At 38.7% G+C, this 26,712-nt stretch carries 22 protein-coding genes and 1 riboswitch; of the genes, 5 read left to right on the top strand and 17 right to left on the bottom strand.

Annotation, left to right across the window (positions count from 1 at the left end; all coding sequences use genetic code 11):
- Nucleotides 1-337 precede the first annotated feature (337 nt).
- Nucleotides 338-1,675: a YjiH family protein gene (locus FZF09_RS04735; RefSeq protein ID WP_158735417.1), complete on the top strand. Its 1,338-nt coding sequence runs from the start codon at nucleotides 338-340 to the stop codon at nucleotides 1,673-1,675.
- A 61-nt stretch (nucleotides 1,676-1,736) separates the two neighbouring features.
- On the opposite strand, the gene FZF09_RS04730 is transcribed toward FZF09_RS04735, so the two are convergent.
- From FZF09_RS04730 to FZF09_RS04700, 7 genes are all read right to left on the bottom strand, one after another.
- Entirely contained in the window at nucleotides 1,737-2,048 is a 312-nt protein-coding gene (locus FZF09_RS04730; protein WP_158735416.1) for a hypothetical protein, read from the bottom strand.
- Nucleotides 2,049-2,203: 155 nt separating this feature from the next.
- Nucleotides 2,204-2,896, bottom strand: coding sequence for a hypothetical protein (locus FZF09_RS04725; RefSeq protein WP_158735415.1), 693 nt, complete (start codon nucleotides 2,894-2,896; stop codon nucleotides 2,204-2,206).
- Between the two features lie 195 nt (nucleotides 2,897-3,091).
- On the bottom strand, nucleotides 3,092-3,262 hold the full coding sequence (locus tag FZF09_RS04720; RefSeq protein ID WP_158735414.1) for a hypothetical protein: 171 nt from the start codon (nucleotides 3,260-3,262) through the stop codon (nucleotides 3,092-3,094).
- Between the two features lie 74 nt (nucleotides 3,263-3,336).
- Complete coding sequence (locus FZF09_RS04715) at nucleotides 3,337-4,500, bottom strand: alpha/beta hydrolase (RefSeq protein ID WP_158735413.1); 1,164 nt, start codon at nucleotides 4,498-4,500, stop codon at nucleotides 3,337-3,339.
- Between the two features lie 150 nt (nucleotides 4,501-4,650).
- Nucleotides 4,651-5,397 (bottom strand): oxygen-insensitive NADPH nitroreductase, encoded by a 747-nt coding sequence (nfsA, locus tag FZF09_RS04710; protein WP_158735412.1) that lies wholly within the window; start codon nucleotides 5,395-5,397, stop codon nucleotides 4,651-4,653.
- 112 nt (nucleotides 5,398-5,509) lie between these two features.
- Complete coding sequence (locus FZF09_RS04705; protein ID WP_091579849.1) at nucleotides 5,510-5,902, bottom strand: type II toxin-antitoxin system PemK/MazF family toxin; 393 nt, start codon at nucleotides 5,900-5,902, stop codon at nucleotides 5,510-5,512.
- Nucleotides 5,903-5,957: 55 nt separating this feature from the next.
- Nucleotides 5,958-6,224, bottom strand: coding sequence for a hypothetical protein (locus tag FZF09_RS04700; RefSeq protein ID WP_158735411.1), 267 nt, complete (start codon nucleotides 6,222-6,224; stop codon nucleotides 5,958-5,960).
- A 234-nt stretch (nucleotides 6,225-6,458) separates the two neighbouring features.
- Here FZF09_RS04700 and FZF09_RS04695 point away from each other — a divergent pair, with 234 nt between their 5' ends.
- From FZF09_RS04695 to yidD, 3 genes are all read left to right on the top strand, one after another.
- On the top strand, nucleotides 6,459-6,962 hold the full coding sequence (locus FZF09_RS04695; RefSeq protein WP_158735410.1) for a hypothetical protein: 504 nt from the start codon (nucleotides 6,459-6,461) through the stop codon (nucleotides 6,960-6,962).
- 528 nt (nucleotides 6,963-7,490) lie between these two features.
- Nucleotides 7,491-7,674, top strand: a riboswitch (Lysine riboswitch).
- Between the two features lie 153 nt (nucleotides 7,675-7,827).
- A complete protein-coding gene (gene dapA, locus FZF09_RS04690) occupies nucleotides 7,828-8,715 on the top strand; it encodes a 4-hydroxy-tetrahydrodipicolinate synthase (RefSeq protein WP_158735409.1) in 888 nt (295 codons plus the stop codon).
- Between the two features lie 121 nt (nucleotides 8,716-8,836).
- Nucleotides 8,837-9,064 carry a membrane protein insertion efficiency factor YidD gene (gene yidD, locus FZF09_RS04685; protein ID WP_158735408.1) on the top strand — a complete coding sequence of 76 codons (228 nt, stop codon included), beginning with the start codon at nucleotides 8,837-8,839 and terminating at the stop codon, nucleotides 9,062-9,064.
- Here the strand turns inward: yidD and FZF09_RS04680 are convergent.
- The 7 genes from FZF09_RS04680 to FZF09_RS04650 all read right to left on the bottom strand — a co-directional run bounded on the left by FZF09_RS04680 (nucleotide 9,061) and on the right by FZF09_RS04650 (nucleotide 17,874).
- Complete coding sequence (locus FZF09_RS04680; RefSeq protein ID WP_158735407.1) at nucleotides 9,061-9,993, bottom strand: DMT family transporter; 933 nt, start codon at nucleotides 9,991-9,993, stop codon at nucleotides 9,061-9,063. The two genes, yidD and FZF09_RS04680, sit on opposite strands and share 4 nt — an antisense overlap.
- 25 nt (nucleotides 9,994-10,018) lie before the next feature.
- Nucleotides 10,019-11,386, bottom strand: coding sequence for a hypothetical protein (locus FZF09_RS04675; RefSeq protein ID WP_158735406.1), 1,368 nt, complete (start codon nucleotides 11,384-11,386; stop codon nucleotides 10,019-10,021).
- Between the two features lie 220 nt (nucleotides 11,387-11,606).
- The gene (locus FZF09_RS04670; protein ID WP_233269396.1) at nucleotides 11,607-12,824 is read right to left on the bottom strand and encodes a M24 family metallopeptidase; all 1,218 of its coding nucleotides are present in this window, start codon (nucleotides 12,822-12,824) and stop codon (nucleotides 11,607-11,609) included.
- 85 nt (nucleotides 12,825-12,909) lie between these two features.
- Nucleotides 12,910-14,349 (bottom strand): aldehyde dehydrogenase family protein, encoded by a 1,440-nt coding sequence (locus tag FZF09_RS04665; protein ID WP_158735405.1) that lies wholly within the window; start codon nucleotides 14,347-14,349, stop codon nucleotides 12,910-12,912.
- A 30-nt stretch (nucleotides 14,350-14,379) separates the two neighbouring features.
- On the bottom strand, nucleotides 14,380-15,420 hold the full coding sequence (locus tag FZF09_RS04660; protein WP_158735404.1) for a homoserine dehydrogenase: 1,041 nt from the start codon (nucleotides 15,418-15,420) through the stop codon (nucleotides 14,380-14,382).
- A gap of 13 nt (nucleotides 15,421-15,433) precedes the next feature.
- The gene (locus FZF09_RS04655; protein ID WP_158735403.1) at nucleotides 15,434-16,642 is read right to left on the bottom strand and encodes a M20 metallopeptidase family protein; all 1,209 of its coding nucleotides are present in this window, start codon (nucleotides 16,640-16,642) and stop codon (nucleotides 15,434-15,436) included.
- 17 nt (nucleotides 16,643-16,659) lie between these two features.
- Nucleotides 16,660-17,874 (bottom strand): cystathionine gamma-synthase family protein, encoded by a 1,215-nt coding sequence (locus FZF09_RS04650; RefSeq protein ID WP_233269395.1) that lies wholly within the window; start codon nucleotides 17,872-17,874, stop codon nucleotides 16,660-16,662.
- A gap of 215 nt (nucleotides 17,875-18,089) precedes the next feature.
- Here FZF09_RS04650 and FZF09_RS04645 point away from each other — a divergent pair, with 215 nt between their 5' ends.
- The gene (locus FZF09_RS04645; RefSeq protein ID WP_158735401.1) at nucleotides 18,090-19,799 is read left to right on the top strand and encodes a PucR family transcriptional regulator; all 1,710 of its coding nucleotides are present in this window, start codon (nucleotides 18,090-18,092) and stop codon (nucleotides 19,797-19,799) included.
- Nucleotides 19,800-19,859: 60 nt separating this feature from the next.
- Here FZF09_RS04645 and kapB read toward each other — a convergent pair whose 3' ends face one another.
- From kapB to gltB, 3 genes are all read right to left on the bottom strand, one after another.
- Nucleotides 19,860-20,243, bottom strand: coding sequence for a kinase-associated lipoprotein KapB (gene kapB / locus FZF09_RS04640; RefSeq protein ID WP_158735400.1), 384 nt, complete (start codon nucleotides 20,241-20,243; stop codon nucleotides 19,860-19,862).
- Nucleotides 20,244-20,390: 147 nt separating this feature from the next.
- Nucleotides 20,391-21,875: a glutamate synthase subunit beta gene (locus FZF09_RS04635; RefSeq protein WP_158735399.1), complete on the bottom strand. Its 1,485-nt coding sequence runs from the start codon at nucleotides 21,873-21,875 to the stop codon at nucleotides 20,391-20,393.
- Nucleotides 21,876-21,959: 84 nt separating this feature from the next.
- The gene (gene gltB, locus FZF09_RS04630) at nucleotides 21,960-26,558 is read right to left on the bottom strand and encodes a glutamate synthase large subunit (RefSeq protein ID WP_158735398.1); all 4,599 of its coding nucleotides are present in this window, start codon (nucleotides 26,556-26,558) and stop codon (nucleotides 21,960-21,962) included.
- Nucleotides 26,559-26,712: the final 154 nt, after the last annotated feature.

The raw sequence follows: 26,712 nt of genomic DNA, 5'->3' as shown, positions 1-26,712 counted from the left end.
GTGGTCCTCACCAACGTATTGGCGAGGACCACTCTTTTTAATTACTGGGTTTTGTCCCAGCCTCTTTTTATTTTTCAGAATACTATTCAACCAAAAACATACTAATAAATGACGTTCATTATTTGTTATTACTTAAACCGCACTTCCTGTTATCATGAGGAATTTTGAAAATTAATATTATTATCCTTCTCTTTATTCAAAACGGAAAAGATGTTATATTTATAAATGCATTTTTGAATTTATGCAGTTATATGCAGGTTATCACGAGTGAAAAATAGTATTATTTGTGATCAAAAAGTATAACTATGCATATTTACACATATAAAGAGGTGAGAAAATGAACAATAGCAATTTAAACAAAGAGGGTTCGACCTTAAGGTTTTTAATTCCCTCTCTCATAGGAATTTTCTTATTTATGATCCCGATATCGGCCGATGGTGAAATAACAATCCCAGTTGCTTTACTGGCAAACTGGCTGCAAGGTGAAGCAGCTGGAGCTCTCCCGCCTATCGCCGCTTTTTTTATGCTCGTTGCGGTGGCAGGCTCCATTTTAGTGAAAATAACGGATTTTTCGAATCACTTCATAAAATCATTATTTGACGTTAGTTGGGGTTGGCTTGGCATTCGTGCTTTAGGTCTTATATTTTCTTTAATGGTTTTATTTAATGCAGGTCCCGAATGGATTGTTTCACCAGATACTGGCGGTTTATTGTTATTTGATTTAATTCCGCTTCTTATTACTGTATTTTTGTTTGCTGGTTTTTTTCTTCCGTTTCTTTTAAATTTCGGCCTGCTGGAATTTTGCGGTGCGATTTTAACTCCAATAATGAGACCGCTTTTTACACTGCCTGGGCGTTCTTCCATTGATTGTGCTGCTTCGTGGATGGGGGACGGTACAATTGGCGTGCTGCTCACGAACCAGCAGTATGAACAAGGCTACTATTCCAAAAGAGAAGCTGCTGTGATCGGTACTACTTTCTCTATCGTTTCCATCACTTTCAGTATTGTAATACTTTCAGAAATGGATTTGATGCAATATATTGTGCCTTATTACTTTACTATTGTTGCTGCAGGAGTTGTTGCTGCACTAATAATGCCGCGAATCCCGCCGTTGTCCTTAAAAAAAGATCACTATTTTAACGAAACAAATAAAAAAGAAGATGATTCAAGCCCTCCTGAATATAATCCATTTCAATGGGGCTTGAAACAAGCTGCTCAAAAAGCTGTTCAAAATAGAGCTTCTTCTATTGTTAACGGCGGTCTAAAAAACGTTTTAGATATGTGGATTGGAGTAATTCCGGTCGTTATGGCTTTGGGTACTGCTGCTGTGGTTATTGCCGAGACTACTCCGTTTTTTGAAATAATTGGAATGCCGTTTGTGCCTCTTTTAGAATTCATGCAAGTGCCTGAAGCTGCAGAAGCTTCACAAACAATGGTAATCGGTTTTGCGGATATGTTCCTGCCAGCTATTATAGGGTCAGGAATAGAAAGTGAACTAACTCGTTTTATCATTGCTGCATTATCTGTTACTCAGCTTATATATATGTCTGAGGTTGGTGGTCTATTGCTTGCCTCTAAACTCCCTGTCAAGTTTACGGATCTTGTTTTCATTTTCTTAGAGCGCACCATCATCACGCTTCCTATTATTATCGGGTTTGCCCATCTAATTTTTTAATAGATTTTCCGTAAAATGGACAAAAAAACTGGACGCCGCCAGGCGTCCAGTTTTTTGTGCTTTAAGCTTCTGTTCGTTTTTTTCCATACCAATCATCAAGGACTTTCGCATCTAAAACCTTTTTTTCTATAAAACGCTGCTGCGCCTCATTAAATTCATCTTTCCAAGAAACATCTAACTCATCAGCTAATTTGACAATGGTAAGGAGCTCCTGCCAAGCAACATACCTTTTATACCAGAAAAACTGCGGCTGCTCGCTCATATAAGGATAAAGATCATCAAATTCCGTGTGCTTGCAATCAATCGTACGTTCAAACTGATTTTTTGCATCATTAAGTTTTTCCTTGAAAAAAGCAGGAATGTCTTTTGCCATTTTTCTCCCTCCCTAAACAGATAATCTTATTTAATATCATTTTGCCATAAGTTTTCGAAAACGCAAAGAGAAATGCATAATATTAATAGATGTTTCTAATCCGAATACGTAAAAAAGCTCTTCTTTTTTGTATGTGCAAAGAAGAGCTTTTTTAATTAACCAATCTCATGCATTCTCTTTTCCAGTCGAGTTACCTTATAATCGTCCGCATACATTTTATCAAAAGATTTAACAAGCTTCTTCATTTTCTTAATTGTAAAATCAGGCATTAATAAACCTTTGTTGATTAAATACTTATGAAGAAAATCAAGACGACCGCTGTCATATTTATTATGATCTTCTACTCTTTCTAGATATTTGTATACAGCACTCTGTAAAGAAAGATTTTCGTCTACAAAATCTCCATAACGTTCCAAGTACGTACGATAATTATTTTCGCTTAGTTTATTTAAAAGCGCCGTTAGTAAACGCTGCTCATTCCCTTTTAGTTGAAAGCCTTTTTTCTCAAGCAATCTGATGAATACAGATAAATCTGAGTTGTAAAAATCCAAAGCAAGTCTCATTTCACTAGTAACGTGCAAAGATACGGAAAACCTTCCTTGTGAACGGGCAATCAACCTATTATGAAGAGCACGTACCACATCAGGATTTAGCAAAAACGAAGGATGGATAGTATATAAATATTTTTCAATTTCATGGTGCAATAAGTGACTTAAATCTTCTTCTTTTTTCATTTTTTCTAATGATTCTAATCGCTGCTGCTCTGCGTACTCTTCTATCCGTTTAGCTGTCTCTTCTGCCCACACGGATTTTTTTTGGTAAAATTTGTGTTTCATTGCCTTCAACATTTGAAAGCCTCCCTCCATCTTATCTGTATTTTCTTTGCCCGTCACAGCAGGCGTTTTTATCTTTCTGTCGATTTCCAATGAAGAGTGTATCACATCCTAACGAAAAATAAAATAGAGTATTTGAAAGTTTTTTTATCTATTTCGGACTTATACAACTATATTCCTTCATGATCATTCCATAGAAGGTCAAATCGTCTATATTCGCAATAAATAAGCTAATAAACTGTCTAAGAAATCAGAAAGAAAAGCGCAAGCGCCTTGCTCACGAGCGACAAGTCCTGGAGGGTCGGCATATGGAAAGCTGATCTTTGCTTTCCATTGACGGACCGAAGGAATCTCGAGCGAGTAGGGGTTTGCGCTAGACATGTAAACGCCAACTATTTATAATTTCTTACCTTTCAAAAAAGGACCTGCTTGTTAACAGATCCTTTCAAAATATATTATTTTGTTACTGTGGTAAAAGTATGCTTGCCAACTAAAAATGCAGCTATTGCAAAAGCTTCAGCTTCCTCTTTTACCCGATTAAGCCCTGCAGGTGCTTTTTGCACAGTCAGCTTATATTCATTCTCTAAAGGAATGGATTCATCGGATGCTTTTGTAAGAAAAAGTGCTGATTCATTTAATGCCATTTCGCCGCTTTTCATAATTTCAAAAAACGATACAAACCCGTGCATTACCCCGTTATAGCGAACAGCGTTTACCGGTGTTCCAGCTTCATGTAGTTTTTCCGCATATAATTCCCCTTCATCCCTTAAAGGATCATATTGAGCTGTTATGATCATGGCTGGGGGCAGCCCTTCTAAGCTTTCCGCTTCAAGCGGAGAAGTATAAGGGTTATTCCACATCTCTTCTTCCGGGGTATAAGCTTCTCTAGCTTTTAACATGACTTGTTTTGATAATAAATAATAGCCGCTGTCATAGGTACTTCTCGAATTGAATTCTATATCTTTAAAAGTGGTTAATGGATAGTATAAAAGCTGGGCGAATATATCCGGTCCATTGGAGTCCCGTGATTTCAGGGCAGTGACAGCTGCTAAGTTCCCTCCTGCACTATCCCCAGCTACTGCAATTTTTTCAGGGTTACCACCAAACCTCTCCGCATTTTCATATACCCATTCCAAAGAACGGTAACTATCATTAACAGCAGTCGGAAAAACATGTTCAGGAGCAACCCGATAACCAGGACTTACTACTACCGCACCTGTTCTGGCTGCCAGAGAGCGGATTATATTGTCGTGGGTGTCAATACTACCGTACCCTTCTAAAAAAGCCCCTCCATGAAAATACAAAATAACTGGTGCTTCCTTTGCATCGGAATATCTGTAAATTCGTACAGGAATTTCTTTTTCATTGTTTAATTGAATGCTTTCTTCATCTCTTACCATCGTCACTTGACTTTTTTTTCCTGAGTTGGCAAGAAAGCCAGGAGGCTCAAGATCGGGATCAAGCGGTACCAAATTATTATTAACAGCATGCAGAATGACTGCTGTTTTTGATGGAAGTTTACCGTGTACAGTTCTAGACCAATCTTCAATCGACCATGCTATAATCAAACTCACTATTAAACTAAGAAATATAGTTATTTTAATTGTTTTTTTCCACATGCCTATCCCCTCCCAGAGACAGCTGCTATTTCTTATACTTTATATTATAACAAATTTTTTTAAAATTTCTTTAAAAAATATCATCTTTTTTCATATTTTCACATAATCGTTCCAAAAAAAATCCCCCTCCATTTTTAGAGGGGAACTGAATTAACGCAAAAAGCCGCATTGTTTTATAAAATCGTTTAAATAAAGTCTTTTTGAGTGTTCCAAAGTAGTGGTTACTTGTTTTGTCCAAGTCAAGTTTTTCTTTGCATTGGTCCTTTGTTTATAATAGTCCGAAATAATTTGATCATATTGCTGTAAGTTTTCATGTAAATTGTCGTTATCTTGCATGTATTCATTTTCATGAAAGATTACCTCTTTTGGAAGCCGAGGTTTTTGTTCTTCCATTTGCTTTGGATAACCTATAGCCATTCCAAACAAAGGAACAACTTTATCTGGAGTTTGAAGTAATTCACATACTTTTTTAAGGTTATTTCTTATTCCACCTATGTAACAAATCCCAAGACCCATTGACTCCGCTGTAACCGCAGCATTTTGAGCTGCTAAAGCAGCATCTATTAAAGAAATCATAAAAGCTTCTGTACTTTCGGTCGTTTGTTTAATATCTACGCCGTGTTGTTCTGCAGCTTGTTCATGACGATACAAATCAGCACAAAACACTAAAAAATATCCATTATCTTCTACATAAGACTGATTTCCGGCTAAAATAGACAAGGTCCTCTTCTTTTCGGGGTCTGTTATGCCTATAATAGAATATGCTTGCAGAAAACTTGAAGTGGAAGCTGCTTGAGCTGCTTCTATAATTTTTTCTACGTCTGTTTGCGGTATTTTTCCTTCAGTAAACGCTCTTACGGAACGGTGTTTTAGTATCGTTTCAATGGTGGTGTTCATCCAATCCGCCTTTCTTTAATTGTTTTTACCTGCGCCTAGGTAAAAAAGCATGTCCTCTTTTAAACTAGAGAACATGCCCGATGTTATGTACGGTTTATTCTTGAAGCCATTGTTACACTTCTTTTATGCCGAGACTAATTTCAAGTGCTTCTTTGACCCTCTCCATTGTATCTTCATCTAAATGGGTAATTTTATCTGTTAAACGCTGTTTATCAATGGTTCTAATTTGTTCGAGCAATATAACACTGTCCCGGTCAAAACGATGTTTCGCCGCATCAATTTCCACGTGGGTAGGAAGTTTTGCTTTCTTTATCTGGGCTGTGATGGCAGCAACAACGACGGTGGGGCTAAACCTGTTGCCAATATCATTTTGAATGATGAGAACAGGTCTCACACCGCCTTGTTCCGAACCTACTACCGGTGAAAGATCAGCAAAAAAAACGTCTCCACGCTTTACAACTTTTTTGGATTGGTGATAATTTTGCGTATCACTCAACTCATCCATTCACCTCCTTCACCGGTTCCGTTAACAGGATATGCTGAAAAGGAAAGTCTTATTCCTATTCTTTTGAAACAATAAGACGTTCTCCGGTACGCAAGGCTTCTTCTTCCGCTATTTCAAATTCCTTGCAAAGCTCCATGTTAATTTGAGCCATTTCTAAATATCCTTGTTTCATTTGGTTTTCTAAATCGGATGATTTCCGTTGTTCAATTTGTTCTTGTAACACATTACGAAAGAAAGAATTTTTTTCTTCCTCCGTAAGGTGCTCAATTTCAGAATAAATTTCTTCTGGAAGTTCTAATGCAATTTGCTGAAATTGAGACATACCTGGACGGCCCCCCATGCATGGTTTATTCCCACACACCATTATAAATGATTTTCTATAGTAAATAAAACGTATTTTCTAATAAATTTAATTCTCTCCTTTCAAATTTTATAATATAAAGCCTGTTTTAAAGGAAAAATTTATTTAATAAGAATAATCTTTTCATAATCTGTCTCATACTACATAATGCCACATTATTCAATTTTTATTACAGTGGAGAAGGGAGGCATTTGATTGAAAAAGACAATTTCATGTCTAATCTGTTGTTTTCTTGTTTCTGCTTGTAATCCTGCACAGAACGAACAGAGTGAAAACACAGAGTTAAAAACAGAGCCTAGTTCCTATGAACAAAAGAAAGATTATCAAGTAAATGATAAACTTAAAAATGCAGCTAATGAATATGAGGATTATCTCACTTATTTTCACCGCTCTTTACGTCAGGTAGCTGATGAGGTACAAAGAAATGATATTAATGAGTACTGGGTGCAAAAACAGCTAAATCAAATGCTAAAGAAGACAGATAATATTACATCTGATGCACCAAACGCTTTTGAGCCGCTTAAAGAAGTTCAGTTAAGTGCAGCTTATGAGTTGAAGATGGCAAAAACAAATGCCTCTGATTGTTTTAAATCTAATAACCATTGTCAAGAAATGCAAACCCATTTAAACAATTTGTTCTATGTTGACAAAACAATGGATGAAACGTATAAAGACATTTTATTTGATAACGGGCTATAAGAAAAGGGCGGCTGTCTTAAAGGTATATAAGACTGCTGCTGGAAATAGGTCAGTGTGATGACCGCGAAGGGGCAGCTCACGAGGGAGGGGAAACCACGGCCCGCGGCAAAGAAGACACTACAAGATAGAGTAAAGAGCCGGAGTAGATGTCGCACTTGTGCCCTTAGTGTGAAAGCGGGGATATTCCAACTTCGTTTGCCGAAAAGTGACCTATGGGACAGCTCCGCTAGAAAACACCAAGTTTATATATTTTCTAACCTTTTAAGAAATGGCACCGCCCTAGTTTTCAGAAGACGTGATGACTTTTTGCTGCTCGGCAGGAGTAGAGTAAAAAGAACCCTTAATTACTTTCTGCTGATATAAAAGAGGAATTACACCAAGTACTGCCCTTACAATTTATTGCTATAATGAATCATTGAAAAAATTTTTTTAGTAATTTTCTTTGAATTAATTGCAATTCTATTCATGGTCTGGTAAAGTTTTCAGTAACGAAAATATTATAAATTAATTTCCTACTTCTTTATAAGAAGTGAGGTTAGAGGCGCAAAGACCATGAGTAAGCATTAGGAGGAGCATGAGGTCCAGTGATTTTTGCTGAAAGGGGGATTTGCCGAAGCAGACAACTTCTCATGAGTTGGATGCTGGTTTCGTATTTAATAAGTACGAAACTGTCATATAGCATACTCATGCTATATGGAGGGCTATCTCACGCATAAACGGTTCTGTTTATAGCTGGAACGTTCATGCAACAATGAGGCTCTCATTGTTGTTTTTTTGCGTAACTTTGAATTTTCCGGTGAGAACCGGCCCTCCTCTGTAAATTGTTATTAACGAGACTTTAATCTCTAACAGAGGGTGATTGAAAATGAATTTTGGAAGAATTAGTACAGCAATGGTAACACCATTTGATAATCTCGAAGAAGTAGATTACAGTGCAGTGACAAAGTTAGTCAACTATCTTATTTCTAACGGATCAGACAGCTTAGTTATAGCAGGAACAACAGGTGAATCTCCTACGTTGTCAAAAGAAGAAAAACTTACGCTTTTTGAACATGTCGTAAAAGTAGTAAATGGGCGTGTTCCAGTTATTGCAGGTACGGGATGTAATAATACAAAAGCTTCGATAGAATTAACAAAAAAAGCAGAAAAAACCGGCGTGGATGCAGTCATGCTAGTTACTCCTTATTATAGTAAACCATCTCAAGAAGGCATGTATCTACATTTCAAAAAAGTAGCCGAATCTACTCAGCTTCCGGTTATGCTCTATAATATTCCAGGAAGAAGTGCTGCAGGTCTCACACCTGAAACAATTATTCGTTTGGCCGAAATGGAAAATATTATGGCCGTTAAAGAGGCTAGCGGTGATTTAGATGCGATGGCCTATATCATCGAACATACACCTGAAGATTTCCTTTTATACAGCGGAGACGATAGTTTAACACTTCCTGTAATGTCTATTGGAGGAACTGGAGTAGTCTCTATTTCTTCCCATATTATTGGTAATGAAATGCAGGATATGGTTCAAAGCTTTTTAAATGGTCATCCTCAATATGCTTCCAAACGCCATAGAGAGCTGCTTCCAACCATGAAATCAATGTTTACAGCTCCAAGCCCTTCCCCTGTAAAAGCTGCTTTAGAAATTCAGGGGATAATATCAGGTGATGTAAGACTTCCAATGGTTCGCTTGAATGAAGAAGAAATGAATATGCTACGCTCTACTCTGCGGCCAAAAACAACATTTTACGTTAGCTAATTTAAAATGGACTGTTTCTCCCCTATTTTGCGGAAGAAACAGTCCGTTTTCTTTTAATGTCTATGCAAAAGGTTAATGTTTTATATTATGAATAGTTTGACTAAAAAAGGGGTGTTAATTCTTGAAGAACATTCTCCTTATCTTTATATCTTTTTACCGGAAATTTATTTCTCCTCTCACTCCCCCGACATGTCGTTTTTATCCTACTTGTTCACAATATGGCATAGAAGCAATTGAACGATTCGGTGCTGTGAAAGGCGGATGTTTAACCATCGTTAGAGTTTGTAAATGTCACCCTTTTCACCCCGGCGGCTTTGACCCGGTACCGGAGAAAAAGCGTCAATCTTAATGCTGATGTGCTTTGCGTCGATTGTTGATCCACTTTTGCTCCACATATCCCGTCCCTAATAAAACCCCTCCGACTATAAAAATGAATCCTGTCAGTTGAGCAGGATACACCGTTTCTTTTAAAAGGACTGCCGAACTTATTAATCCGAAAAATGGAACAAGGTTATTAAATACTGCTGTTTCACCAGCTCCTATCTTCTGAATGGAGCTGTTAAATAGCTGGTGCCCTAGAGCTGTAGCCAGTACAGCAGAGCCAAAAAAAATCAGCCAGACAAATAAGGGAGCCTTAAATACTTGTACTATCCCGCCTGGTTCCATAAACAAACTAATAAGAAGAAGACCTGCCGACCCAATTAAAAACATAAAACCTGTCATAGCTCGCGGGTGCAGCGTCGTGGTCGCTTTTTTTATATAAATAAAGCTGACTGCTTGTGAAAACATACTTAAAAATATCAGTACATCACCAGATGACAAACCACTGACTTGACTGCCAGATCCTGCAATGGTTAATAGTCCAACACCAATAAATCCTAACACTACTCCTAAAAATCGAGTTTTTGTCACCGGGTCTCCTAGTAATATCATTGCTAAAAGGGATGTAGTTAATGGAACAAGCGCTAAAATTAAAGACGTATTAACCGCAGAAGTGCTCATAAGCCCCAATGCTAAGAAAAAATGATGGCCCATAACACCAAATACTGAGGCTGCTGCAATATGCTTTAGTTCTTTTCTAGAAATCTTTCGCCATTCATTACAGCATAACATAATAATCAATATAATAGCTCCAGCAACCATAATACGTAAAGTCTGCATGCTTGCAGGAGGCATGTATGCAACTAATACTTTTAAAGCAACAACATTTAATCCCCATAAAACCATTACACCAATTACAAACAAGTAATTGATCCATATTTTATTTTGTTGATTCATTATACATCCTTTCTTGTTAACGAAGCTACCTTGCTTGTATCCACTCAAAAACAGTTAAAAGTAGTGTAAAAACGATAAGAGCGGTGAAGACAAATGCTGCATTTTTTTTCACTATATTCCATGGACGTTCCTTCATTAAATGTGCTCCCATGAGGATGGAGCCGGAAAATGGCGACATCTGGGTTGATAACGTCCAAGCGCACAAAAGCAATATTCCCATAAAAGCAGGAGGAACTCCGAATTGTTCTGGAGTTAAAGAGCTGCCAAGTCCTGAGACGATAATGACAGGATGAACACCGATAAAAGCTAGAAACATTACACTTATTATAAGAATAAGAATTAATAAAGGGATAATACCTTTGGAAACCCATAAAATTGCATCTGCAAGCAAGTTTCCGGCATTGCTTCTAGCCAGCGCTTCTCCAAAAAACCCAGCTGTTATAAATATTCCAATCTCATTATTTAATCGTTCAAAAGAATGAGAAATGTGATGTAAAGCAGCTTGAAAATACCCCTGTACCATTCCTATCGAAACGGACCATACGAGCGGATATACAAGAGCAAGAAGTGAGACGACTGTTAACATGTTTACTGGCAATACTATTTCTATAGCAACAGATAAAAATAATAATATAATAATGTAAAAAGATAAACCTTTTAAGGGTGACGTAGCGTAATAAAAATTATTTTTTGATGTCGAATCATTTCGTATATATTCTTCTTTAGAAAATGTTATAAATGGATAAAAAACCGCAACGAGAATTGTATAAACGACAGCTATGAGAAATCCATATCCCCCTACTTCTTGCCACGTCAGATCATATAGAATGAGAACAAGCCCCACATTGACAAAATAAGGCGACCATAGCATACAAAAGCCAAATCCTCTTAGGAGTGTTAACCCAAATTTCTTATTTTCAAAGGAAGAAAAACTTTCGGAACCTATTTTATATACAAGCGGCATAGAACCCAAATTTAGTAATGAACCCATAAAGGCTGTCAATATGTAACCAAGGCGATAAGGATGAGCTTGTCTGCTTTTTTCTCTTTTGCGTAAAGCTGTTTGTAAAGCTTGTAAATAACCAGCTTCCGACATTAAAACCCCAAATAAAGGAATGAGTAAAAATAATCCTAAGAGGTTCAGATTTTCTCCAAAACTAAATAGCGCCTCCAAAAAAGAAACGTTGTAAAATAAAAAAAGTATACTTCCACTGATCAAAAGAAGTAATACTACAAACCGATTGGCTCCATTCATTTTTTTTAATGCAAACAGTAACAATAAAAGAGCGATAGAACTGTATATAGAAGTAAGTATTTGTGAAGGGAAAAATACACTCACTAAATAGATGACAACTGCCAAAAAAGAGGTAATCCCAAGGTAGGTTTGTGTCATATATATTCTCTCCGCCTTCCTGCAAACCTCACCTTATCTTTCTCTATTATATGCTAACATGTAAAGAACGGACTGAACAGCATTTTGCATGTTAGTAAAGCCTATACTATTTATTCTTAACAGCACGCCCTCGCATCATCTGGATTAGCTCCTGTATAAATGTTTAATCGCGAAAAAATCTGCAGCGGATATTTTCCACTACAGAGAAAGGAAATGCTTGTTAGGAACCTGTGTGTTCTTTATGAGCTCTAGTCATGGCTGATATATTCGATGGCTTTTTGATATAAAGTTCTCTTGGAACGTTTGCAAACGTTTCGCAGCCATTGTCCGTGATCCTTATAGACTCCGTAATTTCTACTCCATAATTATCAAGCCATATTCCAGGCATTAAATGAAAGGTCATATTAGGCTGTAATATCGTTCGATCCCCTTTTCGAAAGCTTACTGTGTGCTCACCCCAATCAGGTGGAAAACTTAAACCAATTGAATAGCCAAGTCTTGACTCCTTAAAATAACCTCGTTTTGCTATTGTTTTGCTCCAGATGCTTTCAACTTCTTCTGCAGTCATCCCTGGTTTTATAGCATCCATAGTTGTTTCAATACCCTCTACAACAACCTCTGCCAGATCTTTTACTTTGTCTGGCGCCTCCCCTATAGCCATTGTTCTTGCCATCGGAGTGTGATAACGGCGATAGCAGCCAGCAATTTCAATCGTTAAATAATCACCATGTTTATACCTGCGATCTGTCCAAGTTAAATGGGGGCTTGCCGTGTTTTCACTGGTGGGAATCATTGGCACGATCGAAGTATAGTCTCCGCCAAATTCCGCAGTACCGCTAATCTGAGCTTGATATATAGCTGCTGCTACATCATTTTCCCGCATCCCGACGTCAGCAGTATAATATGCTGCATGCATTGCATTTTCTAAAATTTTTGCTGCTTTTTTCATGCATTCAATTTCATCATCTGATTTTATTAAACGCACCCAGTTAACCAAAGTGCTGAAATTCCTAAATTCGGCATTCGGAAGACCTTGAGTGATCCGCTCATAACACATCCCCGTAAAATAAAAGGCGTCCATTTCCAGGCCGATTTTTCGATTTCCTTGACCGATTTCATTCAATATATTGGCAACAAAATCCATCGGATGCCTAATCGTTGATTGTACAAATTCATCTGGATAAGGAATGATATGATTCTCGTCTAACCAGGTTGTTATTTTTGCACTATGAGCATCCATTTCCCTTCCTATCCAAATGGGCTGCTCCTCATCAATCATAACAACTAAGATTTGATGCACATAAAAAGACCAAGCATTGTAACCTGTTAAATAAAACATATTTGAAGGATTAGAAATAAGGAGAACTTCCACTCCATATTCCATCATTTTTTGCTTTGTATGATTCATTCTAGTTAGATATTCTTCTTTAGAAAACAAGTCTGCCACCCCTTTCTGTCCTTTCTGTCTCTATAGAAAAGGATGTGCTATCCTATAAAGAATAGCACCCCAAAATACTATGAAATTACTCAGTTATTTTAAAGCATACAATTCGTTCCTCTGACATTTCTCTAACCGCAAATTCAACGCCTTCTCTTCCCAAACCGGAACCTTTTACACCCCCAAAAGGCATTGCATCTATGCGGAAGTCACTGCTGTCATTAATCATTACGCCTCCAGTATGGAGTTTTTTTGAAGCCTTTAACGCCGCATTAATATTGGAAGTGAATATACCAGCTTGAAGCCCATAATTCACATTATTGGATCGATCGATTGCTTCGTCTAAATCCTTAACTTTAAATAAAAGAACCACTGGACCAAAAACTTCTTCTTTCACAATTTTAGTTTTTTCTGGAACTTTTTCCAAAACAGTTGGTTCGTAGTGTGCTCCATCTCTAGTACCACCGCTCAGAAGTGTTCCGCCTTGATCAACAGCTTCGTTCACCCAGTTTTCAATCCGCATTGCCTCTTTTTCATTAATAAGCGGCCCCATATCTGTTGACTCAGATAATTTATTACCAGTTTTAACGCCTTTTACTTTTTCGAGAAATAGTTCCTTAAAAGCGTCATACGCTTCATCTTCCACATATATTCTTTGGACACTGAGACAATTCTGCCCAGCTGCTGCAAAAGCTCCTGAGACTGTTGCTTCTGCAGCAAGCTCTAAGTCTGCGTCTCCTCTTACAATTGCCGGTGAATTAGAGCCAAGTTCCATTGATAATTTTTTTAACCCGGCTTTTTTCGAGATTTTTTCTCCCGTCTCTAAGCCACCTGTAAAACTAATCATATGAACATCTTTACTTTCAATCAATGAGTCTCCAATATCGCGGCCGCGGCCTGTTATAACAGTTAATATTTTTTTAGGAAGACCTGATTTCATAAATGCTTCCGCTAACTTCAGGGCGCTTAAAGGTGTTTTAGTAGCAGGTTTTACAATGATGGCATTTCCAGCAGCAATTGCCGGTCCTAGTTTATGAGCTACAAGGTTTAAGGGATCATTAAATGGTGTAATGGCTGCGATAACTCCCACCGGAAAACGAAAATAGTAACCCATTCTATCCTCATTACCCGGCATTTGATCAAAATTTATAGATTCTCCTTTTAAGCGTCTGGCCTCTTCTGCACTAAGACGGATCGTTTCTGCAGCCCTAGCTGCTTCACTTCTAGCTTCATTTATCGTCTTACTTCCTTCTAAGGCGATCGTAGTCGCAAAATCTTCTAAATTGTCTTCAATATAGGACGCCGTCTTATTTAAAATATCCATGCGTTCCCGTACAGAAAGATCAGCTGCAACATCAGCACCTTTTTTAGCAAGCGTAATAGCCCTTCGCACATCATCTGCTTTCGCGGCAGGAACAGAATCAATCAATTCATTATTTTCCGGGTTAAATACCTCTATTTTGTCTTCCTTTTCTTCCCACTCACCAGCTATCAGCATTTTTTTACCAGCTAGTTTTGTTGCCATATTACCCGCCACCTTTCTGTCCCTATTTTTTTACATATTTTCCCGTTCCAAATTTATTAAATCTATTAAAAGAGCAAAACCCGTTTCAGATATCCCCGCTCCTGCTCCTATTAAAGTGACAGGACCGGACAAGTCACAATCATACGTAACTGCATTTAATGAACCTGAAATTCCAGCCAGCGGGTCATCTGCTGCTATTTTTTCGGGCTCCACCGATGCTTCGATTCGGCCATCTGTCTTTTTTATCTTCCCTAATAATTTCCATTTTTTCCCTTCTTCAGCAGCTTGTTTCATATCTTCAGGTGTTAAATGGGAAATTCCCTTGCAAGCCACATCTTCTTTGCGTAATGGTTCATTCATCACCACGTTTGCTAATATAACGACTTTGTACAATACATCATAACCCTCGATGTCACTTGTTGGATCTGCTTCCGCATAACCTTTAGATTGAGCTTCTTCTAATGCATTTTCAAAAGACATTCCTTCTTCCATTTTTGTAAGCATGTAATTAGTTGTACCATTAAAAATACCGCGTATTTCATTAATATCATTACCTGCTAAAGAGACCAAAGGCATTCTGAGGGCAGGTGTACCGCTCATTACTGTTCCTTCGAATAAAAAACGGACGTTATTTTCATCAGCCAGCTGTTTTAAACGTTGATAAGCAAGAGCAACCGGGCCTTTGTTTGTCAAAACAGCATTTTTGCCGGACTCAAATGCTTTTTTGCAATGATCAATAGCAGGCTGACCTGTGTGCACATCGGTAAAAGTGATTTCTATCATAGTATCTGCATTCGATTTTTCTATCGTGGTTATACTGTCCCAGCCGCGAATTAAGCCTCGTTCTTCTGGATAATGTTCTAAGCTGCCATACTCTTGTAACGTATTCAGCACTTTTTCAATATTTAATCCTTCCGGATGATGCAGTGATCCTTTATATAAATCAGCTATTGAAACCACTTGAAAATCTGTACCGAATTGTTCTTTAAGCCATGAACCTTTCGTGTTTATAATATTGGCAAGCCCCTGTCCAACACCGCCAAATCCTATAAAGGCTAGTTTGTGTGCCATAAATGTCCCCTCCTCACTCTTCTGTTTCATTTATATAGTGCAGAGCGGCTCCAGCTAGTAATGAAACCCCAATAGGCAATATATCTTCTTGAATATCAAAACAAGGCATATGCAGACCGCGATTGTCTTTTTTGGTAAAACCCGCCCCTAAAAACAGCATCGCAGCTGGTACTTTTTCTGCGATATGCCCGAAATCTTCTCCACCGAGTCCATAAGGTTCATTTAAAATATGAAAGCTTGGAAAGAATTCCTGTATGACTGACTGATAAATGCTTACCGCTTTCTCATCGTTATTTAAAGCGGGTTCTCCATGTTCGATATCAAGCTCATACATTCCTCCCATGGATTCTGAAATGGAAAATGCATTTTCCAGTTCTTCTTCTAAATGGCGTCTAGTATCCTTGTCATAGCTTCTCATCGTTCCTTGTAGTGTTACTTTTTCTGGAATAACATTCGTAGACGACCCCGTTTTAATTTCCCCGACGCTTATAACTGCTGGTGATAACGGGGATGTTTTTCTAGAGGCAACGCCTTGTATTGCTTGAAGCACAAAAGATAACATCCAGATGGGATCCGTTCCTAAATGAGGATAGGCGCCATGGCCGCCCGTGCCTTGTATGATTCCTTTAAAAGTATCGACATTTGCCATACTTGGCCCCGCATGAAGTTTAATGTTTCCTGGCTCATGTTCTGGATCCATATGCAGTGCAAACGCCATCGAAACGTCATCTAATAATCCATGTTCAATAAAATATGGAGCTCCCGTCCGTCCGGATTGATCCGTATCTTCTTCTGCAGGCTGAAATAAAAACTTCACAGTACCCGAAAAAGGGATATCTCTATCTGCTAGCAAATGTGCTGCCCCTAGAAGAATAGATGTGTGAGCATCATGTCCACAAGCATGCATTACTCCATCATGCTGAGATTTATAGACTGCTTCGTTTTCTTCACGAATAGGGAGAGCGTCCATATCGGCTCTTAATGCGACAACGGGGCCTTCTCCTTTTTTTAAGATTCCAGCTACACCCGTCTTAATTCCTGTTTCTTGTGTTCCAGCCAGCACTTTCATTCCTGTTATTTCACGCAACTTTGCCTCCACAAACGATGCTGTATTTATTTCTTGAAAACTAAGCTCCGGAAATTGGTGCAGATAACGACGCCACTTCACGAGAGAAGAGTGCATTTCTTGAACTTTTTTATGCAGCGTTTGTCCGGAGTTCATCTTTATTCCTCCTGTTTTTAACGTTTAGCTACCATTTTTTCTGGGATGTGGGCCATAGCTTGTTCTAGGTCGTTGATTAAGTCTTGTGTATCTTCTATTCCCACTGAGTAGCGCACTAAACTTTCCGGGATGCCTAGTTCTGCTCTTTCCTCCGGAGTATTCTCTACATGACTTGTCGTACGAGCCGGCCCGACTGTTGTTTCTACCGCTCCTAAGTTTGCTGCACGATTAGCATATTTAAGTTTTGGGAGAAATTCTCGTACAGCATCCAATCCGCCTTTCATTGAAAAACTAAGCATGCCGCCAAATTGACGCATTTGTTTTTTGGCAATATCATGTCCTGGATGATCTTCAAGACCAGGATAAAACACTTGATCAACCTGTTCGTGAGATTGTAGATATTTTGCAATTTTAAGCGCAGAATCACACGATTGTTTTAAGCGAAGATGCAATGTTTTCATCCCTCTTATCATAAGATAAGCTGCCATGGGGTCCATCGTCGCTCCGTTAATTTCTCTGTAATGATAAATTTTTTCTACGAGTTCTTTCCTTCCGCATGCTGCACCCCCAAGTGCATCGGCATGACCCCCTAAGAATTTTGTAGCACTATGAATGACAAGGTCTACATCGAATTCAAGCGGGTTTTGATTGATCGGAGTGGCAAAAGTATTGTCTACAAAAACTAGAGCACCTGCTTCCCTAGCAGACTTTACCATTCTTTTGATATCTGTAATCTTCACCGTAGGATTCGTTGGAGTTTCTAAATATAATATCTTACATCCTTTTCGAACTTCTTTTTCGATCTGTTCATGATTTCCGGTTTCACATAGAACGACATCTATATTCATTTGCGGCAAAAACTCACTGAATATTTTATTCGTTCCTCCATAGGTATCTTTTATAGACACAACACGATCTCCAGGTTTTAAAAATGTCGCCAACGAATTACTGATTGCCGCCATACCTGTTGAAAAGCTTGTCGCTGCTTCTGCTCCTTCAAGCTCTTTAATTTTTTGTTCAAATGACTCGACAGTTGGATTAGTGTTCCTTCCATAAATATGTCCTTTTTTATTTCCTATTGCTACTTCGTACCAATCGTCAAGGTCGTCATACGTATATGCTACACTGTGTACAACAGGGACCTGGCTTGCACCGTGCACTCTGTATTCTTTTTCCCCTGCCCAAACAGCCTTGGTTGAACGATTAATGTTTTGTTCGTTATATTTTCTCACAGGAACACCCCTTTTTCTGAATACTTCTTTAATTCTTACTTGTATCTTATTATATGGATGAAATAAATCCATTCACCAATTTGTATGAAATTAATAATCCCGCACCTGACAATGTGAATGAAAGGTTAACTGCCATGCAGTTATGCTAAAATAATGAAGAAGTTGTATGACTATTGTTCTTAAAGAGTTTTTGGATTTTTTGGGGAGGGATAACGATGTTTACAGTAAAAGATGTCCTGCAGCTGCCTATTATGCAGCAAGCCAAGCTGGCCACAGAAGCCAAATCTCGATTACAAACCCCAGTGGAGTGGGTATCAATTATTGAGATGCCAGTAGAAAATTTTGTAAGAAAAAATGAATTTGTGCTTTCTGCAGGTATAGGCTGTGAAGAAGATGAAAATAAATTATTGACTTTTACAAAAGAAGTTATGGAAGCTGAAGCAGCAGCTCTCGTTATCGCTACAGGCCGATACATTACTAACCTTCCTGAAAAAGTCATTCAATTTTGTGAAGAACACGGCTTTCCATTAATTGAACTTCCCTGGGAAGTCCGGTTTGCAGATGTCAGTCACGCTATATCTACTGCTCTGCATCAAAAAGAAAGAAGTTTAGTTGAGTATTCAGATAGAGTGCGCAAAGAAATGCTTGAAATTATTTTAAAAGGGGAAGGGATTGCCAAAATCGCTTTTTATCTTGGCAAGTCTCTTCATATGCCTGTAGTGATTACAGATCGAAGAGGTATCGTAAAAAGTAAAAGTAAAAGCGCTAAAGCTTTAGAAGAAAAATGGAATGCTCATTTACTTACTCATGGTGACCCTTTATATTTCCAGCACGATGAAAGCAATGAATCGATTTCACTTCCTAATAATATGCATTGGATTCACACCGATACTGTTACTATTTTGCAGCTAGCTATACAAAGTGCAAGAGAAATACAAGGCTTTCTTTTATTAGATTGGCCAGAACATTTACAAGAAGATGAAGTCTTTTCTGAACAAATTTTAATATTGCTTGAACATGCTGTAACTTCTTCTGCCCTATGTTTTCTACATGACCAAGCTGCTTTAGAAACGGAAATGAGACTAAAAGATGATTTCGTATGGAGTTTAGCAAAGGGAAAATTTGACTCCACAGATACAGCCCTTTCAAGAGCAAAATCGTTAGGCTATAATTTAAAAATTCCATACTTATGTTTAATTGCAAAGCCGGAAAATCTTTCCATCCTTTATGACCAAGAACCTTTTGGCAATATGTCATTTGAAAATTGGCTGAAACAGCTAGGGGATATGCTTGAAGAAGAAGTGTATCATACTGGCAGAACAATGCATTTAAAAACCATGTCTACTTTTCAAAAAGAAGAACTTATTATTTACGTGGAATTGCTATCTGAGAAAAGCATAGAAACCGCATTTCCATTTATAGAGTTATTGCAATACCGTTTGAATCAAAAATGGCCGCGCCTTGTTGTTTCTTGGGGGATCGCTAAAACTTTTGGTAAAGATTCATTTCATACCGGTTTTCAAGAGGCTTATTCTGCTTTAGATATCGGAAGAAGGCAAAAAGGGGAAGGCTATATCAGTACGTATGCTGATACTCGGTTTGATCGGGCTTTATTAGCTTTAGCAGAAAATGAGGAACTTCGAAAAATTACCGATATTATCATTGCGCCTTTACAGAAATATTCACGTGAACGAAACATCGATCTAGTCCATACATTTATCGTTTATAACCGGCATAGAGGAAATGTCAGTCAAACAGCACGAGAACTTAATTTACACCGGCAATCCTTATTGTACAGACTTCGTAAAATTGAAACTTTGACAGGATGTAGCCTTGATAATTCAGACGATACATTCCTAATAGATTTATCCATCCGGCTTCATACGATTAGCGCACAAAATGATCCAGGGACGATTGTACGTTAAAACCCAGCAGGTACAACATTTTACCTGCTGGGTTTGTTTTTATCTCAAAAAATTTACCTACTAAATATGAATCGTAAAGGGATAATCTTTAGAAACATTATTTAAAGTTTCCAGTGCCTTTTGAGAATAAGTATCTGTTTTGTTTTGAAGATCTTGTAGCATAGCCTCTACCGCAAATTTTAAAGATTTTTCGTATGATGGGATACTTTCTTCATAATCGTTTAAAACAGATGCAGGTACCCAAACCTTTTCATTTTCCGCCAAAGCTTTTCGTTCATGAAACAACGGCACTTCTACTTGATTTGGGTTATGAAGATCACCTTGCTTAGGATGTTTTAAAACAGCTAAAACTTTTATCAATCTTTTATTCTCTTTTTCTTTCAAAATCTCCCCCGCATAAAGGCCCGTTTTATATGGAGCCTTTACTATGTTGTTTTCAGCCATACTAATATCCTCCTCATGATCTCTTTTGTTTATTCTAACAAATATTATTTGATGTTTATAGTTTATTGTAAGGTCAAATACGGTGCGTGAAATTTTATGATGTGTTTAGTAAAGCCCCAGTCACATTAAACTGGGGCTTCTGTCTTTTTAAGTTAAATTAGTTGTTCCCATCAAATATTTATCACATTCTCTGGCAGCTTCTCGGCCTTCATGAATAGCCCAAACGACCAAACTTTGTCCTCTTCTGCTGTCTCCAGCAGCAAAAACGCCTTCTTTATTAGTAGAATATTTTCCATACTCTGCTTTCACATTGCTTCTTTCATCTGTTTCAATTTCCATTTGCTCGAGCAATTCTTGTTCTGGACCTGTAAACCCAATTGCAAGAAAAACAAGATCTGCTTTCCATACTCTTTCCGTCCCAGGAATTTCTTTTCTAATCTTTTTCCCGTTTTCATATACTGTGTCTACTTCAATGGTATGAAGTTCTTTTACTTGTCCATTTTCGTCCCCTACGAATTTTTTAGTCATCACTTTATACGCACGAGGATCATTCCCAAAAACAGCTTCTGCTTCTTTATGGCCCTCTTCTTGTGTGTACACTTGAGGGTAAAGCGGCCATGGGTTATTCTCATCACGTGTGCTGTCTTTTTCCGGATGAATATCAAATTGAACAAGGGAATTACATCCGTGTCTTAGTGATGTCGTAATACAGTCAACCCCCGTATCTCCCCCGCCTATAACAATTACATTTTTACCTTCGGCAGAAATGTAATTACCATCTTTATGCTCGGAGTCTAACAAAGATTTTGTATTAGGACGTAGAAAATCCATTGCATAATGAATACCATCAAGACCTCTGCCTTCCGCCGGAACATCGCGGTGAACCTGGGCACCAGTACAAAGAATAACGGAATCAAAATTTTTATGCAAATCTTCCGTAGAATAATCTTTTCCTATCTCCGTGTTCGTTACAAATTCCACGCCTTCTTCTTCTAAAAGCGTTAAACGGCGTTCAACGACATGATAAGGGAGTTTCACATCTGGTATACCGTAAGTGAGCAGTCCCCCGATTCGATCATCTTTCTCAAATACAGTAACATGATGACCCGCTTTATTTAACTGAGCGGCTGCAGCAAGACCTGCTGGACCTGACCCTATCACAGCGACACTTTTCCCCGTTCGCTTTTTAGGAGGAGCAGGTTTGATCCAACCTTCTTTAAATCCTTTTTCTACAATATGAAATTCGATAGATTTAATAGTAACAGGGTCGTCATTTAATGCAACGGTGCAAGAACCTTCACAAGGTGCCGGACAAACACGGCCTGTAAATTCTGGAAAGTTATTTGTTTTGTGAAGACGTGCTAATGCTTCTTTCCATTTTCCACGGTAAACTAAATCATTCCATTCAGGGATAAGATTATAAACTGGACAGCCAATTTCTTCTGACCCTTCCATTGTTGTGCCTGCCTGGCAAAAAGGTATCGCGCAGTCCATACAGCGCGCTCCCTGTTCTTGCAGTTTTTCTTCAGGCATAACTATTTGAAACTCCTGCCAATTTTTCACTCGGGCAAGTGGATCTTTCTTAGGTGGAGCTTCCCTTGTATACTCCATAAAACCTGTTGGTTTCCCCACATCTCTCACTCCAGACATTCTAAATCTTGATGTTTATGACAGCGGTGAACCACTTTTCATTCACCGCTGCCCGTTTTTTTAATTTTACTTTCCACCAACTCTTGCTTTGCTCGTTTTCGTCTCGTTAAAAGCTGTCATGATAGCTTCCTGCTCAGATAAACCTTCTTTTTTAGCAATTTCAATCGATTCCAGCATTTGTTTGTAATCTTTTGGAATAACTTTCACAAATTTAGAGACAGAGCTTTTCCATTGCTGCAGCAAGCTCTCTGCGAGCGAACTTTCCGTGTAATACACATGGTTTTCAATTAAGCTTTTGAGCTGTTTGATTTCTTCTGTATCTTCTAAGGCCTCTAATTGCACCATTTCATGATTACAGTAATCAGCGAAATTACCGTCTCTATCCAGTACATAAGCAATCCCGCCAGACATACCAGCAGCAAAGTTTCTGCCAGTACCACCGAGGTTAACTACTATACCTCCTGTCATATACTCACAGCCATGGTCGCCGACTCCTTCTACTACTACATGGGCACCACTGTTACGAACACAGAAACGTTCTCCTGCTACACCGCGAATATATGCTTCTCCTGCTGTTGCCCCGTAAAAAGTCGTATTACCGATTAAAATACTCTCTTCCGGAGCAAAAGTGGACGTTTCAGGAGGATAGGCAATAATTTTCCCGCCTGAAAGACCTTTTCCAAGATAATCATTGGCATCTCCAATTAATGTTTGGGTCATACCTTTTGGAATAAAGGCTCCAAAACTTTGCCCTGCAGATCCTCTGAACGTAAACCGAATTGTGTCTTCTTCCAGGCCATCTTTTCCATGATGTTTCGTGACTTCACTTCCAACAATGGTTCCGACAACACGGTCTGTATTTTTTATTGAAAACTCGCCAAATACAGGTTCTTTATTGGTTATAGCCTGTTTAGCAGCTTTTAATAGAGTAGTATAATCCAGAGATTGTTCAAGCATATGGTCCTGTTCAAGGTGACCGAAATGTTTTGACTGATCAAGCTTTTTAGGACGATACAACAGATTACTCAAATCCACTGTGCTTGCTTTCCAATTATCAACTTCTTCTTTCTGTTCAACCAGATCTGTTCTTCCGATCATTTCGTTCACAGTTTTAAATCCTAGTTCCGCCATGATCTCACGCATTTCTTCTGCAATGAAATGCATAAAGTTTACTACATGATCCGGGGTACCCATGAACTTTTTGCGCAGTTCTGGGTTTTGGGTAGCTATTCCCACTGGACACGTATCTAAATGACAGACACGCATAATAACACAGCCTAATACAACAAGAGGAGCTGTAGAAAAGGCATACTCTTCAGCACCTAAAAGTGCAGCAATTGCTACATCCCGGCCCGTCATGAGCTTTCCATCTGTTTCCACTTTTATACGATCACGAAGATTATTTAATACTAAAGTTTGATGCGTTTCAGCCAGACCAATTTCCCAAGGAAGGCCAGCATGTTTAATACTCGTTCTAGCTGCAGCTCCAGTACCGCCATCATAGCCGCTGATTACAAGTCCGTCTGCCCTGCCTTTGGCAACACCGGCTGCAATGGTGCCTACACCGGTACCTGAAACAAGTTTCACACTTACGCGCGCTGAAGGATTAGCATTCTTTAAATCATGAATTAATTCTGCTAAATCCTCAATGGAATAAATATCATGATGAGGCGGAGGCGAAATTAGTCCAACACCAGCTGTCGTGCCGCGAACCTCTGCTACCCATGGGTATACTTTATTGCCAGGTAACTGGCCGCCTTCACCAGGCTTTGCGCCTTGAGCGATTTTAATTTGGATTTCATCTGCATTCACTAAATAATGGCTCGTTACTCCAAAACGTCCAGAAGCCACCTGTTTTATAGAACTTCTGCGCAAATCACCATTAGCATCTGGCTTAAAGCGCGCAGGGTCTTCTCCGCCTTCGCCAGTATTGGATCGGCCACCAATTCGATTCATCGCGATCGCAAGCGCTTCATGTGCCTCTTTGGAAATAGAGCCAAACGACATCGCTCCTGTTTTAAAACGTTTCACAATATCTGATGCAGATTCTACTTCGTCAATAGAAACAGGATTGGTCTTTGTCGTATTGAACGAGAGTAAACCTCGTAAAGATGTTTGCTCTTTTTCTTGTTCGTTTATTGCTTTTGAATACTTTTTATACAAGTCATAATCGTTTTTCCGTGCTGCATGCTGAAGCATGTGGATCGTATGTGGGTTATATTGATGAGGCTCCCCATTTCTTCTCCACTGCAGGTCATCACCTGGTTCAAGTGTTAAATCTTGACCTTCTTGATCAGTAAACGCTCGTTTATGTCTGAGCAGTACTTCTTCTGCAATAATGTCAAGTGTTATTCCGCCTATGCGTGAAGGAGTCCACGTAAAGTATTTATCTACAACCTCTAAATCAATACCAACCGCTTCAAATATTTGAGCGCCTCGATAACTTTGGATCGTAGAAATCCCCATTTTTGAAAGTACTTTCATGAGGCCTTTTGTAGCTGCCTTAATATACTTTTGGACAGCTTCAACATACGATGTGCCTTCTATTAAATTATCTTTTAACATCCCGTCAATAGAATCAAAGACAAGATATGGATTAATCGCTTCTGCACCGTAGCCAAGCAATACGGCAAAGTGATGAACTTCTCTTGGTTCAGCCGTTTCAACTGCCAGGCTCACACGAGTTCTCATACCGTTGCGGATAAAGTGGTGATGCAAACCAGAAACAGCTAACAGTGCAGGTATCGGAGCATACTGGCTGTCTACATTCCTGTCACTTAAAATAATTACTGTCGCTCCGTTTTCCACTGCTTGGTCTGCAGATGCAAATAACTGATCGAGTGCAGGCTTTAATGCTTCCTTTCCTTTCGAAGCATCAAATACCATAGGCAGCGTAACCGATTGAAATCCTTTTTGTTTATTGGCACGCAGTTTTGCAAAGTCCTCATTGTTTAAAAGCGGCGTCTTTAAAAACAGCTGCCGGGCACTTTCTGGTTCGGGATGAAGAAGATTTCCTTCTTTACCAATCGTCGTTCCGACCGCAGTAACCAATTCTTCACGAATAGCATCAATCGGCGGATTAGTTACCTGGGCAAACAATTGTTTAAAATAATTGTATAGAAGCTGTGGTTTTTTAGACAAAACTGCTAATGGGGAATCGTAACCCATAGAACCTACCGGGTCGACACCTTCTGCAGCCATTGGCTTCACCATTTTTTCAAGCTCTTCATACGTATACCCGAAAGTTAGCTGCCTTTTTTGTAATTGATCAAATTCCGTATTGTAAACATCCTGGCTTTCCATTACGTCTTCTAGGTCAGCCATATAAGTATCTACCCACTCTTTATATGGCTTTTCAGAAGCAATAGAATGCTTAATTTCTTCATCAGGCACAATCCGGCCTTCTTCCATATCTACTAAAAGCATATGGCCCGGATGCAGCCGCTCTTTATACAAGACATCTTCTGGATCAATATCTAAAACGCCCACTTCAGAAGACATCAATATATGATCATCTTTTGTTACATAATATCTTGCTGGACGCAGTCCATTTCTATCCAGACATGCTCCTACTTTATTGCCATCTGTATAAGCAATCGCTGTCGGACCATCCCATGGTTCCATTAAACAGCTGTGAAATTGATAAAAAGCTTTCTTTTCTTCGTTCATTAATGGGTCATTCTGCCAGGGTTCCGGTATCATCATCATAGCTGAATGAGGCATAGAACGACCTGCAAGTGTTAGAAATTCAAACGTGTTATCAAACATCGAGGAGTCACTGCCGTGATGGTCTATGACAGGATGCACTTTATCAAGATCATTTTTGAATAATTCCGATTGAAAAACCGCTTCACGAGCATGCATCCAATTTACATTACCTTTAACCGTATTTATCTCCCCATTATGAATCAGGTAACGGTTTGGATGTGCACGTTCCCAGCTTGGAAATGTGTTTGTAGAGAAGCGGGAATGTACAAGTGCTACAGCTGTTTCAAAATCTTTATCATTTACGTCTTTATAAAATTGAGGCACTTGCTCTGTCGTAAGCATTCCTTTATAAACAATGGTACGTGAAGAAAGGCTGGCAAAATAAAAAGAATCATTTTCTTCTAATTCTTGCCCCGCTTCATGCTCAGCACGCTTTCGAATGACATACAGCTTTCTTTCAAACTCTTCTCTAGACTGTACATCGTCACTTCGTCCGATAAATACTTGATACACAGCAGGTTTTGCTTTAAGTGCAGCTTTTCCGATCATTGAGTCATCTACTGGAACTTCTCTCCACCCTAAAACAGTCTGCCCTTCTTCTTCTATGATCTGGTCAATCTCTTTTTCACATTGATGTCTTTTTTGGTCTTGAGAAGGAAGGAATACCATCCCTACTCCATAATGACCTTCTTTAGGAACTTCAAATCCTAAGTCATTTTCATTGTTTTTGAAAAATCGATGCGGTAATTGTAATAAAATACCGGCACCATCACCAGTGTTTGGTTCATCACCTTGACCGCCGCGATGTTCAAGGTTGACCAAAATGTCAAGGGCTTTCTTCACGATGTCATGTGATCTCTTCCCTTTAATATTAGCCAAAAATCCGATCCCGCAATTATCATGCTCAAAATCAGAATCGTAAAGGCCTTCTCTCTGTGAAATGTAAGGTTGTGTCATTGCCCTCTCCACCTCTCTAAAAACTGTCTAACAAAACATATCCCTGTAGTTTTATCTAATATACGAAAGCATATCATTTTTCTGACATTTCGGCAAATTATTTTACATGAGGAAAACTCAATGAAAACGCTTTCTGCCGCGTTTTTTTCACTTT

Source organism: Alteribacillus sp. YIM 98480, assembly GCF_009765375.1.
Taxonomy (GTDB): domain Bacteria; phylum Bacillota; class Bacilli; order Bacillales; family Marinococcaceae; genus Alteribacillus.
Note: the sequence above shows the minus strand (reverse complement) of the source record. Positions and strands in the feature narration are given on the sequence as shown.